Genomic DNA, 14001 nt, shown 5'->3' on the forward strand with positions numbered 1-14001 from the left:
GCGCTACGGTTCCTACTGCCCACAACTATTCACCGGGCCATCACTCGTCCCATCGCAACCGACCTGAATCTCCAGAGGCCCACACCACCGCGTCCACGTACTCCGTGGCCGCAAGGAGCTGTTCATGTCCGAACAGGCTATTTCCCTGACCCCACCTTCGGCAGCCGACGGCGGAGCGACTCTGTTCGGCTGGCTGCGCCGGATGCGCGAGGAAAGTCCGGTCGTTCAGGACAACAATGGAAGCTGGTATGTGTTCCGGCACGCGGATGTACAGCACGTGCTGACCGAATACGCGGATTTCTCCTCGGACCCGACTCCCATATCCCCGAAGGCGGCGGAGATCGCCAAGGGTGATCTCGCGCAGATCGATCCGCCCGAGCATCATGGATTGCGCCGTCAGATCAGCCGGGTCTTCACCCCGCGCATGGTCGCGGAACTGGAGCCGCGCATCGAGGAAATCGGCCGGCTGCTGCTAGACGAGGCGGGCGATGCGGGGGAGCTGGATCTGGTGCGGCAGCTCACCCATCCGCTGCCGGTGATCGTGATCGCGGAGATGCTGGGCGTACCGGCCGAGGACCGACCGGTCTTCCGGCACTGGGCGGACCGGATCATCGCCGCGAAGATCGCCGGTATCGACGATCCGGAGACGTACGAACGGTTGCGGTCGGCGATCGAGGAGATGGACTTCTACCTGGAGGGGCAACTCGACGAGCGCCGCTCGCGCCCGGGGGACGACCTGCTGAGCAAGATGGTGACCGCCGAGGTCGACGGGGATCCGATCTCCGGCGCCGAGGCGGTGAACTTCGCCCGGCTGCTGCTGGTCGCGGGGCACATCACCACGACGATGATGCTGTCCAGCTCGATCCTGTGCTTCGACGAGTACCCGGAGGCGGCGCGGGAGGTGCGCGAGGACCGTTCACTGCTGCCCGCGGCCATCGAGGAAGTCATGCGCTACCGGCCGCCGTTCACCATCACCGGCCGGTACACCACCCGGGACGTGGAGCTTTCCGGGGTGACGATTCCGGAGCGTTCGGTGGTCATTCCGTGGCTGGCGTCGGCGAATCGGGACGAGCGCCGGTTCATGGATCCGGATGTGTTCGACATTCACCGGTCGCCCAATCCCCATGTGGCGTTCGGCAAGGGCATTCATTTCTGCATCGGGGCTCCGCTGGCCCGGCTCGAAGGCAAGGTCGCCCTGAATCTTCTCTTCGACCGCTATTCCGATGTGCGGATCGACCGGGACGCCTCCCTGGAGTTCTACGAGCACAACTTCTTCGGCGTGAAATCCCTTCCGGTCTCGGTGAAGCACGCCTGAGCGGAACGCCGGTGACAGAGCCGGTCCGTAAGAGAACACACCACAGCGCGAACAGGCGGAGACCAGATGCGGGATGAAGCAACGGCGAAGCGTGTGATCCTCGAACATTGCCGCATGATCAACGAGGGCGATGTCGAGGGGCTGCTGAAACTGTACGCCGAGAAGTGCAGCTTCGAGGACCCGGTAGGCAATGGAAAGCAGTACGGGCTGGATGCGCTGAGCCAGCGCGCCGCCGCCGCGATCTTCTCCGGGGCCTATGAGGACGCTGCCACTCCGGTTGCTTCCAAGGACGGGAGCTGGGCGGCCGTCCCTATTGTTTCCACCTTCAATTACCTGCCGCTGGCCGGTCCCGCGATGGCGCAGACCGGACTGTTGCCGCCGGAGCCCCCCGAGGACCCCGAGAACAAAATGATCCGGGTCAACATCGTCATGGTGATCCGGATCAATGAGGAAGGTCTCGCCGACCGGATGCAGGCGTTCTACGGGCGCGGCGACGCGACCATCATCGACAAGAAATGATCTGAGATGAACATCGGTGTTCTGGGCACCGGTTCCTACCTTCCCGCCGAGACGGTCTCCAACAGCCTGGTCGCTGAGCGGGCGGGAGTGACCGACGAGTGGATCGTACGGAAGACCGGCATCCGCAGCCGCAGATACGCGGCCGAGACCGAGGCCACCTCGGACCTGGCGGTGGCGGCGGCGGAGTCGGCGCTGCGGGCCGCGGGGATCGCGGCGGAGCAGCTCTCGTGGGTCGTCGTCGCGACCTCCACCCCGGACCATCCGCAGCCGGCCACCGCGTGTCTGGTGCAGTACCGGCTCGGCGCGCACCGCGCCGCCGCGTTCGACGTCAACTCGGTGTGCAGCGGTTTCGTCTTCGCCCTCGAAACAGCGGCCCGGCTGCTGTCTCCGTCTCGTGTACCCGGGCCCGGCCCGATGCCCACGGCGCCCGGGTACGCGCTCGTCATCGGCGCGGACGTGTACTCGCGCATCATCGACCGGGCCGACCGGCGCACCGCCGTGCTGTTCGGCGACGGCGCCGGGGCGGTGGTCCTCGGGCCGGTGCGCCCGGGGCGGGGGCTGATCGGGTCGCGGCTGACCAGCCACGGCGACCAGCACGATCTGATCCATGTCGAGGCGGGCGGCAGCAGGCTGCCCGCCTCGGAGAAGACGCTGGCCGACGGCGCGCATTGGTTCAAGATGCGGGGGCGCGCGGTCAGCGAGTTCGTGGCCCGTGAACTGCCGCAGGCCGTAAGGGCGTTGCTGAGCACCTACGGTGTGGACCCGGCCCGGGTGGACCACTTCATACCGCACCAGGCCAACGGGGTGATGCTGCGCGACGCGTTCCCCCGGCTCGGCCTGGACCGGGCGAAGCTGCATCTGACCGTCGACGAGCACGGCAACACCAGCGCGGCCTCCATTCCGCTCGCCCTGGACACCGTCTGCCGCGCCGGGGCGTTCCGGGACGGTGAACTGCTGCTGCTGGCCGGGTTCGGCGGCGGCATGTCGGTCGGCTCGGCGCTGCTGCACTGGGACGGCGACGCGAACCCACGCTGAACCCGGCCCTCTATCCTCCAGCGAAGTGATAAGGACTCATCGCCATGGCACAGCGCTTTTCGAAGGTCGCGGTGATCGGGATCGGCACCGTCGGTGCCACGCTGACGGGGCTGCTGGCCCGCCACGGGCTGCCGGTGGTCGCCGTCGAGGCGGACGAGACGGAACGCGAGCGCGGCCGGGAGCGGGTGGCGGCCACGGGCGCCGACGAGGCCGTGCTCGGCCACGTCCGCTTCACCACCCGCATCGAGGACGCCGCCGGTGCAGATCTGGTGGTCGAGGCCGTACCGGAGCGACTGGAGACGAAGATCGAGGTGATCGACCGGGCGAGCATCGTGTGCGGCCGAGACGCGGTGTACGCCACCACCACGACCGGCCACGCCGTCACCGAACTGGCCTCCTCGCTGAGCTGGCTGATGACCCACACGGTGGGGCTGCACCTGTTCCCGACGCCAGCCGCCACGGCGCTCGAAGTGGTCTGCACCCCCATCACCGACGCCGCGGTCCGCGAGGACGTGGTTGCCCTGGTGCGCTCCCTGGAGCTGCAGCCCGTGCTGGTCCACGACCGCCCCGGCTTCATCGGCGGCGCGCTCACCATGGCGTACCTCAACAGCGCGGTCGCGATGTACGAGCAGCGTTACGCCTCCCGCGAGGACATCGACACCGCCATGACCCTGGGCTGCGGACTGCCGGCCGGCCCGCTCGCGCAGCTCGACACCATCGGCCTCGATGTCGCACACGCCTCGCTGCAGGCGCTGTACGAGCGCACCGGCGACCGCGACTACGCCCCCGCCCCGCTGCTCTCCCACTATGTGGCCGCCGGGCTGCTGGGCCGCAAGGCCGGCCGCGGCTTCTACGACTACACCGTCGGCTCCCCGGCACCGGCCGCGGCCGAACACCCCGCGCACCCGTCCCGGCCGGTGTGCTCCATCGGGGTGGTCGGCTCGGGGACGATGGGCGCGGGCATCGCGGAGGTGTGCGCCCGGGCCGGCTACCCGACGCTGCTGGTGGCGCGCAGCGAGGTCCGGGCGAAGGAGGCGCTGCTGGCCGTGGAACGCTCGCTCACCCGGGCGGTGAGCCGCGGCAAGCTGTCCTCCGGCGAGCTGGAGGCCACCATGGTCCGGCTCACCGCCGCGTCGCAGTACGAGGCGCTCGAGGGCTGCGATCTGGTGATCGAGGCGGTGGTGGAGGACCTCCCGGTGAAGCGGGCGCTCTTCACCAAGCTGGGCGCGCTCACCCGCCCGGACACAGTGCTCGCCACCTCCACCTCCAGCCTGCCCATCATCGAATGCGCCACCGCCACCGGCCGCCCGGAGAACGTGGTGGGCATGCACTTCTTCAATCCGGCCCCGGTGATGAAGCTGGTGGAGGTGGTGCGCACCGCGCTGACCTCGGACGGGACCGTGGGCACGGCGTACGCGACGGCCACCGCCCTGGGCAAGCGTCCGGTGGGCTGCTCGGACCGAACAGGTTTCATCGTCAACGCCCTGCTGTTCCCGTATCTCAACCGGGCGATCGAGCTGGTCCAGAGGCATGCCATCGCCCCGGACGACATCGACGCGGTGATGGCCGGCGGCCACGGCTATCCGATGGGGCCGCTGCGGCTGCTCGATGTGATCGGGCTGGATGTGTCGCTGCAGATCCAGCGCACCCTGCACGAGACGTTCCTGGACCCGTCGCTGGCCCCGGCGCAGTATCTGGAGCATCTGGTGCGCGCCGGGTATCTGGGGCGCAAGACCGGGCGGGGCCTCCGCGACCACGGCAAGAGCTGATCGAGGCGGCACGGTGCGGCGTGCGGGGGTGGTCTGCGGACCACGCCCCGAGCGGTGTGTCAGACGATCTCGCTCATATCGAACTGCAGGTCGATGGGGAGCTGCTGCCGGCCCCCTATCTTCAGCTTGCGGTACACCCGGGTCAGATGCTGCTCGACGGTGCTGACCGTGATGTACAGCCGAGAGGAGATGTCCCGGTTGGTGTAGCCGCAGGCCGCGAGCACGGCCACCCGCTTCTCGGAGTCGCTGAGCTTGGCCTCCCGGGTGTCCACCGCAGTCCCCTGGGTCATGCTGTCCCAGATCTCGTCGTCGTGTTCGAGCCGCATCCGGGCGCACAGCGGTTCGGCACCGCAGTCCTTGGCGAGCTGCCACGCCCGGCGCTGGGCCATCGCCGCCTGGGTGGTGTCTCCGAGCACCCGGTGGGTCTCACCGAGGTCATACAGCGCGCGGGCCATCTCCAGCCGGTCGCCGGCCGCCTGCAGATGGGCCACCGCGCGGGTGAGCAGCGGCAGACGCTCATTGAGGTCGGCCGTCGCCGCGAGCAGGCGCAGGGAGACGCCACGGACCCGGCCGGTGGTGTCGTCGTCCGTCCTGGCGAGCTGCTCGCTGATCAGTTTCTCGGCCTCCTCACTCTCCCCGAGCTGCAGGAGCACCTCCGCGACATCGCCGCGCCAGGGCACCCACACGGGCTGGTCCACGCCCCACTGCTGGGCAAGCCGTCCCGTGGCGAGGAAATCCTCCAGGGCGACGTTGAGCCGGTTGATGGCCAGGTTGTAGTGGCCTCGGGCACGCAAGTACATCAGGCCGTAGGCGCTGCAGAACAGGGACTCCGACGCGGGATGGTTGAGCCTGCGGGCACCCGCCTGATAGTTGCCCATCCGGGTCTGGGCCATCACCTGAGTGGCGATCAGCCCTCCCACCAGCACGCTTCCCTTCTGTTCCGGAATGCGGTCGAGCCCGGCCTGGGTGAATCGCTCGGCCTCGGCCAAATGGCCTACTTGCAGGGCGACCTCGGCCCTCAACGCGGCGAACAGCGCGTACCACCCGCTCGCCTTGCGGCGCTCCGTCTCCTCCAGGAACAGGTCCAGCCAGTGGCGGGCCTTCTCCAGCAGGCCGGCGAACACCAGGCATTTGATGGCCGTGAAGATGGGTTCCAGGGTGGCGTCGGTGAGCACGGAGCGCTGAAGCAGCGCCTCGGCCGATGCGTACACCTCGTCCCGCTTCGCGGTCATGGCCACGTTCCACGGCAGGCTGTAGCGGTGCTGCTCCGGCTCCCAGGCGGGTACGACCAACGATGGCGCGTAGCCCCCGTTCTGCGGCGCGAACATCCGGCTCTCCGCCCATGGATTCGAGTCATCCATGATCAGTGAGAGCGGGGTCTGGGACTTGGCGGGCGCCTCACTGGTCATCTTGCGCAGCGCCCCGAGCACCGCGCTCGCCTCGTCGACCCGCCGGTGCCCGACGAACAGCTCCGCGATCGCCATGTACTGCTGTCGCGCCACCTGCCCCGCCTCCAGGACCGCCAGCAGCTCATCGGCCACCTTCTCCGCGCCGGAAGGGTTGTTGCGGCGCAGGATGACGGCGGTCCGGATCCTGATCTCGATGCGCTGGTGGTCGTCGGTGCACAGCCGGTGCGCCAGCTCCAGGTACTCGACGGCCAGCCGGTCGTGGTCCTCCGCGAGCACCTCCTCGGCCGCGTCCCGCAGGACCGACACGGTCCAGGGCTCGTCGATGCACTCGGCCGCCCGGAGATAGGGGGCGAGGGTGGCGGCCGGGACGCCGTCCACGTACAGCAGGACCGCCGCCCGGTGATGCAACTGGCGCCGGTACTCGGGGTCCATCGCGTCCAGCACCCCGGCCCGGGCCGCCGGATGGCGGAAGTGCCAGTCCTGGACGACCCCGGCGGCCTGCACGGCGCGCAGCCCCTGCGCCACCGCGACCCGGGGCAGGTCGCACAGCCGGCTCAGCACGTCCAGGGTGCCGGCCTCGCCGAGCACCGCGAGACCGTCGACGACCTTGGCGGCCAACGGGCCGCTGCGGTCCAGACAGGTGAGTACGGCGTGGGCGAACGCGCCACCGGCCAGCGTCTCCGTCAGCTCGCGCTGCTCCGGGGCAGGCGCCAGCACCCGGTCCTCCAGGAGAGCGCGCAGCAGAAGGAAATTGCCACCGGTGGCGGCGTAGAAGTCCGTCACCGCCGTGTCGTCCGCCGTCAGGAGCGGGTGCTGAACGGCGATCAGCTCGGCGGTCCTGTCGCGGTCCAGGCAATTGAGCCGGATGCGCTCGAAATTCGGCTGACGAAGAAAATCGGTGCGATACGCGGGGTCGCGCTGGGAGTAGTAGAGGACCTCGGTGAAGACCATCATGAGCCGCACCGACCGGGAACGACCGGCGATGTACAGCAGATATTGCAGCGATCTCCCGTCCACATGCTGCAGATCGTCGATGGCGATGAATACCTGGCGGTCCCGGACCACTTCGTGCAGAGCCGCGCAGACCTTCTGCATACGGGCGGCGCCGACCGGGGCCAGCACGTCGGCCGACTCCGGATCGGCGGCCGCCTCGTCCTCGTCCAGCAGCTCCCGGAGACGCCGCCCCGATTCCTCGGGCAGCGACGGGCTGTCGACCAACTGCCGCATGACACCGAGGGGCAGAGAAATCTCCCAGGGCAGTGCGGTCGCTCTCAGAACCAACGCGTCACTGGCCACGGCACTGGTGGCCAGGGTTTCCAGCAGCTCGGTCTTCCCACAGCCGACCGGGCCTTCGATGACAACGGTTCTCGCTCTGTTCGTCGCAGACTCAGCCAGGGCAGATTTCAATTTACTGAGTTCTAATTCCCTACCGATGAGCATACTGAATCTTTCCCCCGCATTTCGCCGACCGCACACAAAATTCCCCTACGGGAGCCTTGAAGGCATGACAAAGAGGGCAGAACAGTGACAACTGCAAAAGATTTGCAAAAATCCCCCGTTGATCTTTTGCCTCGGTCGAAGTCCACCACTAGATGGCCATCATCGATGAAGCCCCTACACTCATGGCGCCGTCAATCAGCGCCATGACCACCCCGAGACATTCTCCAAGCCCCTTACGGCGAGGGGCCCTGAAATGAGCGCGGCGATCTCGCTCCCCCGGACCCCCCGCATGAACGCGCACTGCGAACGCATCATCGGCAGCATCCGCCGCGAAGCCCTCGACCACGTCCTCATCATGAACGATGCCCACGCCCGCCACGTCCTCGCCGCCTACGAGCGGCACTACAACCAGCACCGACCCCACCAAGCCCGCAACCAGGTACCACCCAACGTTCACGAACAACCTGCCGCGGTGCATGACCTGCCAGTGTCCGACGTATGCGCATCGTTTCCCAATTCTCTGCGATCCGACGAGTTGTGGCCGTGGAGCGCTGGCTGCCGGAGAAACCTCGTTCGGAACACGTTCGAACAGGGTGGCTCTCCGGCTCCTGGCCCTCGGCCTGGTTTTAGGCATCCAGGGTGCCTAGCCGGACTTGCCGAATCCTGTCACAAACCTTGAATCCGCTGGTGGCAGCCCAAGTACACCCGTTCGCTACCACTGATCGGACCAGGTTCTTGAAGCAGCGCTGCCGTATGGTCGCTGCTGCCGATCCGGACCCTGTGCGACTCTGTCGCCCGATTCGTGTTGAGGCCCCATTCGATCAGCGTCACCTGCGCGTTCATCGCCAGCAGCCCACCGGTTTCGCCAGGTCGACCGAATCGGGCGACAGAGTCCTGCGGCCACGGCCGGGCTTCGGTGAGCAGTTCGACGGCGCCCGCGGTCCAGTCCACGTGGGGGGTGGCCTCGTCCACGTGCAGCGTCGCCGGGAGGACCGCGTGGCGCATGGCCTGCACCATCTTGATCACACCAGTCACGCCCGCGGCGGCGTGCGTGTGACCGATGTTCGACTTGGAGACAGCCCGGCGCTCGTCAACGCCTGCCGGATCACGCGTTGCTGCGACGGACCGTTGGGCGCCGTCCTGGTTGACCGCACTGCCGCGCACCATCGCGAGAATCGGATGCCCGAGCCGCTGCGCGTCCGACAGGCGTTCCACCAGCAGCAGGCCGACTCCCTCGCCCCAGCCCGTGCCGTCGGCTGCCGCGGCGAACGCCTTGCACCGCCCATCCGACGCCAGGCCGTCGAGGCGGCTGAACTCCGCGAACACACTCGGCGACGACATGACCGTGACGCCGCCGGCCAACGCCAGGTCGCAATCACCCGCACGCAGGGCGTGGACGGCGAGGTGCAGAGCGACGAGTGAAGAGGAGCAGGCCGTGTCCACGGTGACCGCCGGGCCCTCCAGGCCCAGCACGTATGCGACGCGCCCCGACACGACGCTGGCCGCGTTGCCGATGGCCAGGTGCGCCGAGGCGCCCTCGGGGAGCGCGTGCGCGCCTTCGCCGTATCCCGAGGCGGAGACACCGACGAACACCCCGGCCCGGCTGCCGTTGAGCGAGCGTGGGTCGACCCGGCCCGCTCGACGACCTCCCACGCGGCTTCCAGGAGCAGGCACTGTTGCGGATCCATCGCCAGGGCCCCGCGGGGGGAGATCCCGGACAGCCCGGCATCGAAGTCGGTGACGCCGTCGACGAACCCGCCCCCGTTCGCGTAGCCGGACTCCTCCGGCCAACCGCGGTCGTCGGGGAATCCGGTGATTCCGTCGCCACCGCGGGTCACGAGCTGCCACAGGTCAGCCGGCGAGCTCACACCGCCCGGGTAGCGGCAGGCCATCGCGACGATCGCGATGGGCTCCCGCTCACGCATCTCGGCCACCTGGAGTTGACGACGCGTGCGCCGGAGATCGGCCGTCACCCGCTTCAGGTAGTCGAGATACTTCTCCTCATCTCCCACGCAGATCAACCCCCCACTCCCGGACGGCGATGAACGGCAGCCGGTACCGATAACCCGTGAGACCGCAGCGTTTCGCATCCTGGAGAGAGAATCCGCACGCTACCCCTAGCCAACCCCAGAAAATGGACATCAGATGGAACGGACCGCTTCGAATCAACGCTGTCCAAAGAGGAATCACATTCGCGCGATACATGGAACTGGGCTTGTATTCGGGAGCCGCCTGCCGGAACAGGACGGCTCCAGCACTGCGTTCAGTCCAACTGGAGCGACGTCAGCCCCGGGGACTCGGCATTCACGAGTGCGGCCAAGTTACCCATTCCCTGCTGATTGGCGTAGAGCATCTGGTGGGCCTGGCCGATCTCGTGGAACGAGCCGCACCAGGTGATGCACGGGTCCAGGCGGCCGTCGGCCATCAACCCGATGACCGCGCGGTTCTCCCTCGTGTTCGAGGCGTGTGAGCCCTGCAGCCGCTTGCTGCGCATCCACAGGTAGCGCAGGTCCACGTCACCGTTGTATCCGCTGGTACCGCCGCACAGGACGACCATGCCGCCGTGGTCGCAGACGAACATCGACGTTGGCAGGGTGTCCTGCCCGGGGTGCTCGATGACGATCCGCGGGTTGCGGCGCTCCCCCAGGATCTCCCAGATCTTCGCGCCGAACCGACGCGCCTCGGCCGTCCACGCCTTGCCGGCAGCCGTGTCGTCGAGGTCGGGCAGCCGTCCCCAGTGGCTGAACTCCCGGCGGTCGATCACGCCCTTGGCACCGAGGTTCAGGCAGTACTGGATGCGTTCGGGGCTGGAGACGACGGCGATGGGGATGCCGCCGAGCAGTTTCACGATTTGGATCGCCGCCGAGCCGACCCCACCGGAGCCGCCCCAGATCAGCACGGGATCGCCCGGCCGCACGTCGTGCGGCGTCCAGAAGGTCAACTGCCGGTAGGCCGTGGCGCCGGTGACCAGGAAACCGCCGGCCGCCTCCCACGACAGGTTCGCGGGCTTGGGGTGGCACTGATGATCCCGGACGAGGGCGTACTGGGCGAATGAGCCGAAGTTCGTTTCGTAGCCCCATGCGGTGACGGACTTCGAGGCCAGCGTGTCGGCCCCCATGCGGATGTCCTCCGCTGTCTCGTCCCACGTCACCCCGGAGATGATGACCTCGTCGCCGACCTTGAACTGCTTGACGCCCTCGCCGACGGCCCAGACGACCCCGGAGCCGTCGCTTCCGCCGATATGGAAATCCTCACGCGCGCCGTACAGTTTCTGTCTCATCGCGATGACGTCGATGGGCTCGCCCAAGGATGCCCATACATTGTTGTAATTGATTCCCGCGGCCATGACGTACACGAGCACTTCGCCGTAGCCAGGCTTCGGCACCGAGATGACTTCGGTCTGCATCGCCTCGGCAGGCTCTCCGAAGCGGTCCTGCCGGATGACAGTCGCATACATCTTCTCGGGAACCACTCCAAGCGGCGGAACTTCACCGAGTTCATACAGCGACTTGGACACGAGCGACTCCTTTGTGCAGTGTCGAGTATTCTCGAGGACCAGCTCGAAAACTGGCGGCCCTTCAATGCGATCGATTCACGCGATGCACGCCGGTCAGCCGAGATGAGTGCGGATCCGGTCGATGACCGTGCTCACGTGCGCGTTGAGGTAGAAGTGGCCGCCGCGGAACACTTCGAGCTCAAACGGGCCGGACGTGTGGTCGCGCCACATTTGGGCCTCGTCGGTGGTGACCTTCGGATCGTCGTCACCGACCAGTGCGATGATCGGCGTGGTGAGCTTCGGGCCGGTCCTGTAGCGATAGGTCTCGGCGGCCCGGTAGTCGCTTCGGACCACCGGGAGGATCACCTGAAGCATCTCTTCGTCGTCAAGCAAGTGAGAGCCGGTTCCGTCGAGACGCCTGAGTTCCGCGAGAAGGCCATCGTCGTCGCGTTGGTGGACGCGTTCGTCGCGGTGGGCGCTAGGGGCACGTCGTCCGGAGGCGAACAGGCCGTGCGGCACGATGCCGCGATCCTCCAGACGCAACGCCAGCTCGAACGCCACGGAGGCCCCCATACTGTGGCCGAACAGAGACAGCGGACGATCGGCCCAGGGTTTGACAACATCGACCAGGAGATCGGCGAGTTCCTCCACCGATTCGACACAGGGTTCGTTACGACGGTCCTGACGCCCGGGATACTGCATCGCGAGAACGTCGACCTCAGGTGACAACGCACTCGACACCGGGAAGAAGTAACTCGCGGACCCTCCGGCATACGGCAGACAGAGAAGTCGGTGCCGGGCATGCGGCGCAGGGTGGTAGCGGCGTACCCACAGATCGCCTATTAATGCCATGGTGGACTAAATCCCTCCGGCGGTTGGCGTGGTTGGATCACGACGCCGGTGAGCATCCGCCCGCGGCCCTTGCGGAACCCGGGGCAAGTCTCACCATGATCTGCGGGCGCCGGACTCAAGAGGATTCGCGTCGAGCCCCCGGTCGCCCGCTGTCCTGTCGGAATCTCATTGGCTCCTACCGTGGCGGCGTTGCTTCAGCCGGACAACCCCTACGTAATCAATACCGGCTCGTAAGCGGGAGCCGAGCCCCTATCCCTGTAGGGGATCAGCCTCACCCCGACACCCCTACTGCGGCGGTCAGTGCGCAAAGTGATGTCGGACTCGTCGAAGTCCAGCGGCAGCCGGATGCAGGCAGCCGAGTTATTCGCCCTGGGACACGACAATGGCGCGGTCGCGAAGGAGCTACGTGTCAGCGTGCGGTCGGTACGGCGGTGGCGCCAGGCATGTGGGCACGGTGGACCGTCAGTCCTGACGTCGAAAGGGCCGGCGTCCAGGCCCAAGCTGAGTGAGGCGCTGTTCGCGGTGCCGGAGCAGGAACTGGCCAAGGAACCGGTAGCGCATGGCTGGCCGGACCAGACCTGGACGCTGGCGCGGATCAAGACGCTGATCGGGCGTCGGCTCCACAAGAGCATGACGCTCTCGGCCATCGCGCAGATGCACCGGCACGGCTTCAGCCACCAGGTCCCGACCCGGCGCGCGGTGGAGCGCAACGAGGAAGCCATCACCGGTCGGCGGCTGCACATCACCGGGGTCACCGCCCACCCGACCCGGGACCGGGCAGTGCAGCAGGCGCGGAATCTCACCGTCGACCTGGGCATACGCATCGAGACCCTGCGCTTCTTGTTACGCGACCGCGATGGCAAGTACAGCGAGGCCTTCGACGCCGTCTTCGAGGCCGAGGAGATGGAGATCCTCAACAGTGCGCCACAGGCTCCCCGCATGAACGCGCACTGCGAACGCATCATCGGCAGCATCCGACGCGAAGCCCTCGACCACGTCCTCATCATGAACGAGGCCCACGCCCGCCACGTCCTCGCGGCCTACGAGCGGCACTACAACGAACACCGACCCCACCAGGCCCGCAACCAGCTACCACCCGACGCCCACGAACAACCCGCCGCGGCGCATGGCCTCAGCACCAGCAAAGCCCTGCGCACCCGGATCCTCGGCGGCCTCATCAACGAGTACAGATACGCGGCATGACATGCAGCGATGACTTTTCGAGCGGCACAGGCTGGAACGCTGTCCTGACCGAGTTCGGTCTCGCCCGCCTGGAGCAGGCCTGGCCGACACACCTGGTCGGCGTGCGACGGCACGTCTTCGACTACCTGGACGGCCACGCGCTGCCGGAGCTCGCCGCCGCGCTGCGGAAGATCGCAAAGCGACCAGGGCAATGCGTGTAAGGCAGACTAAAGGTCGATGAAGTGCGATCTTGACATGACCTGTGGAGTCGGGGTGGGCGGAGACGGGGGGACCTTGAGTGGATCGCAAGGAACGAGGGCCGGCGACTGACGGCGCGGCACCCGGCATCAGGAATTCGAGACTCAGGTTCCGTCTACTGGGTTCCCTCCAAGTACATCGGGGTGAGTACAAGATCCCGGTCACGGCCGCCAAGCAGCGCTCTGTGATCGCGGCATTGCTGTTGCGCGCCAACCGACCAGTGTCGATCGACGAGTTGGCTCAGAGCGCTTGGTCGGACGATGTGCCGCGGCGGATGGTCTCCGCGCTGCGCGTGTATGTCATGCGGCTGCGGCAGCTGCTGGGTGAGCCACCGCTGATCGGGACCACATCGACCGGGTACGTACTGCGGATCCCGGACCAGGATCTCGACGTGGGGCGGTTCGAGTCCCTGGCCGCACAGGGGCTGGCCGCTTCCGCGTCGGGTGAGCTGGACGTCGCCGAGACGTCATTCGACCAGGCATTGGCCGAATGGCGTGGTCCAGCATTGGCGGATGTCGAATCAGAATTCCTGCACAGGGTGAATGTCCCTCAACTTCACGACCGCAGGCTGGACATCGAGGCCGCGAGAAATGATGTGGTATTACGCAAGGGCGGGCATCGCGGCCTGATCGCACCGCTACGTCAGTTGACGGAACAGTATCCGTTTCATGAACAGATCTGGGCTCAACTGATGCTTGCCCTCTATCGGTCCGGCAGGCGGACCGA

The 14001-nt window shown here is 67.2% G+C and carries 12 protein-coding genes and 2 pseudogenes; 9 read left to right on the forward strand and 5 right to left on the reverse strand.

Annotation, left to right across the window (positions count from 1 at the left end; translation table 11 throughout):
* The first annotated feature begins 124 nt into the window (after positions 1-124).
* The 4 genes from CCN51_RS19405 to CCN51_RS19420 all read left to right on the forward strand — a co-directional run bounded on the left by CCN51_RS19405 (position 125) and on the right by CCN51_RS19420 (position 4638).
* Positions 125-1315 carry a cytochrome P450 gene (locus CCN51_RS19405; protein ID WP_014173980.1) on the forward strand — a complete coding sequence of 397 codons (1191 nt, stop codon included), beginning with the start codon at positions 125-127 and terminating at the stop codon, positions 1313-1315.
* Between the two features lie 66 nt (positions 1316-1381).
* Positions 1382-1834, forward strand: coding sequence for a nuclear transport factor 2 family protein (locus CCN51_RS19410; RefSeq protein ID WP_014173979.1), 453 nt, complete (start codon positions 1382-1384; stop codon positions 1832-1834).
* A gap of 6 nt (positions 1835-1840) precedes the next feature.
* Positions 1841-2869, forward strand: coding sequence for a 3-oxoacyl-ACP synthase III family protein (locus CCN51_RS19415; RefSeq protein WP_014173978.1), 1029 nt, complete (start codon positions 1841-1843; stop codon positions 2867-2869).
* A 44-nt stretch (positions 2870-2913) separates the two neighbouring features.
* Positions 2914-4638 (forward strand): 3-hydroxyacyl-CoA dehydrogenase family protein, encoded by a 1725-nt coding sequence (locus CCN51_RS19420; protein WP_014173977.1) that lies wholly within the window; start codon positions 2914-2916, stop codon positions 4636-4638.
* Positions 4639-4697: 59 nt separating this feature from the next.
* Here CCN51_RS19420 and CCN51_RS19425 read toward each other — a convergent pair whose 3' ends face one another.
* Positions 4698-7487 (reverse strand): helix-turn-helix transcriptional regulator, encoded by a 2790-nt coding sequence (locus CCN51_RS19425; protein ID WP_078610339.1) that lies wholly within the window; start codon positions 7485-7487, stop codon positions 4698-4700.
* Between the two features lie 253 nt (positions 7488-7740).
* On the opposite strand from CCN51_RS19425, the gene CCN51_RS60015 reads away from it, so the two are divergent.
* Complete coding sequence (locus tag CCN51_RS60015; protein ID WP_014173975.1) at positions 7741-8166, forward strand: integrase core domain-containing protein; 426 nt, start codon at positions 7741-7743, stop codon at positions 8164-8166.
* On the opposite strand, the gene CCN51_RS60020 is transcribed toward CCN51_RS60015, so the two are convergent.
* The 4 genes and pseudogenes from CCN51_RS60020 to CCN51_RS19445 form a co-directional block, all read right to left on the reverse strand.
* Complete coding sequence (locus CCN51_RS60020) at positions 8154-8654, reverse strand: beta-ketoacyl-[acyl-carrier-protein] synthase family protein (protein WP_425444767.1); 501 nt, start codon at positions 8652-8654, stop codon at positions 8154-8156. The two genes, CCN51_RS60015 and CCN51_RS60020, sit on opposite strands and share 13 nt — an antisense overlap.
* Before the next feature lie 87 nt (positions 8655-8741).
* Positions 8742-9577, reverse strand: a pseudogene (locus CCN51_RS19435) (beta-ketoacyl synthase N-terminal-like domain-containing protein); the annotation flags it as partial.
* A 173-nt stretch (positions 9578-9750) separates the two neighbouring features.
* On the reverse strand, positions 9751-11004 hold the full coding sequence (gene ccrA / locus CCN51_RS19440) for a crotonyl-CoA carboxylase/reductase (RefSeq protein WP_014173973.1): 1254 nt from the start codon (positions 11002-11004) through the stop codon (positions 9751-9753).
* A 93-nt stretch (positions 11005-11097) separates the two neighbouring features.
* Positions 11098-11835 (reverse strand): thioesterase II family protein, encoded by a 738-nt coding sequence (locus CCN51_RS19445; RefSeq protein WP_043486213.1) that lies wholly within the window; start codon positions 11833-11835, stop codon positions 11098-11100.
* A gap of 312 nt (positions 11836-12147) precedes the next feature.
* Here CCN51_RS19445 and CCN51_RS60025 point away from each other — a divergent pair.
* The 4 genes and pseudogenes from CCN51_RS60025 to CCN51_RS19460 all read left to right on the forward strand — a co-directional run.
* Positions 12148-12564 (forward strand): annotated as a pseudogene (locus CCN51_RS60025) (winged helix-turn-helix domain-containing protein); the annotation flags it as partial.
* A 12-nt stretch (positions 12565-12576) separates the two neighbouring features.
* Entirely contained in the window at positions 12577-13038 is a 462-nt protein-coding gene (locus CCN51_RS19450; protein ID WP_425444768.1) for an integrase core domain-containing protein, read from the forward strand.
* Complete coding sequence (locus CCN51_RS19455; RefSeq protein ID WP_014173969.1) at positions 13035-13238, forward strand: hypothetical protein; 204 nt, start codon at positions 13035-13037, stop codon at positions 13236-13238. Before CCN51_RS19450 ends, CCN51_RS19455 begins: the two co-directional genes overlap by 4 nt.
* A 221-nt stretch (positions 13239-13459) precedes the next feature.
* Positions 13460-14001, forward strand: a 542-nt coding sequence (locus CCN51_RS19460) for an AfsR/SARP family transcriptional regulator (protein WP_170061322.1), incomplete at its 3' end; no start/stop codon positions are given.

Origin of the sequence: Streptomyces milbemycinicus (genome assembly GCF_002154605.1) — a bacterium.
Lineage (GTDB): Bacteria > Actinomycetota > Actinomycetes > Streptomycetales > Streptomycetaceae > Streptomyces > Streptomyces milbemycinicus.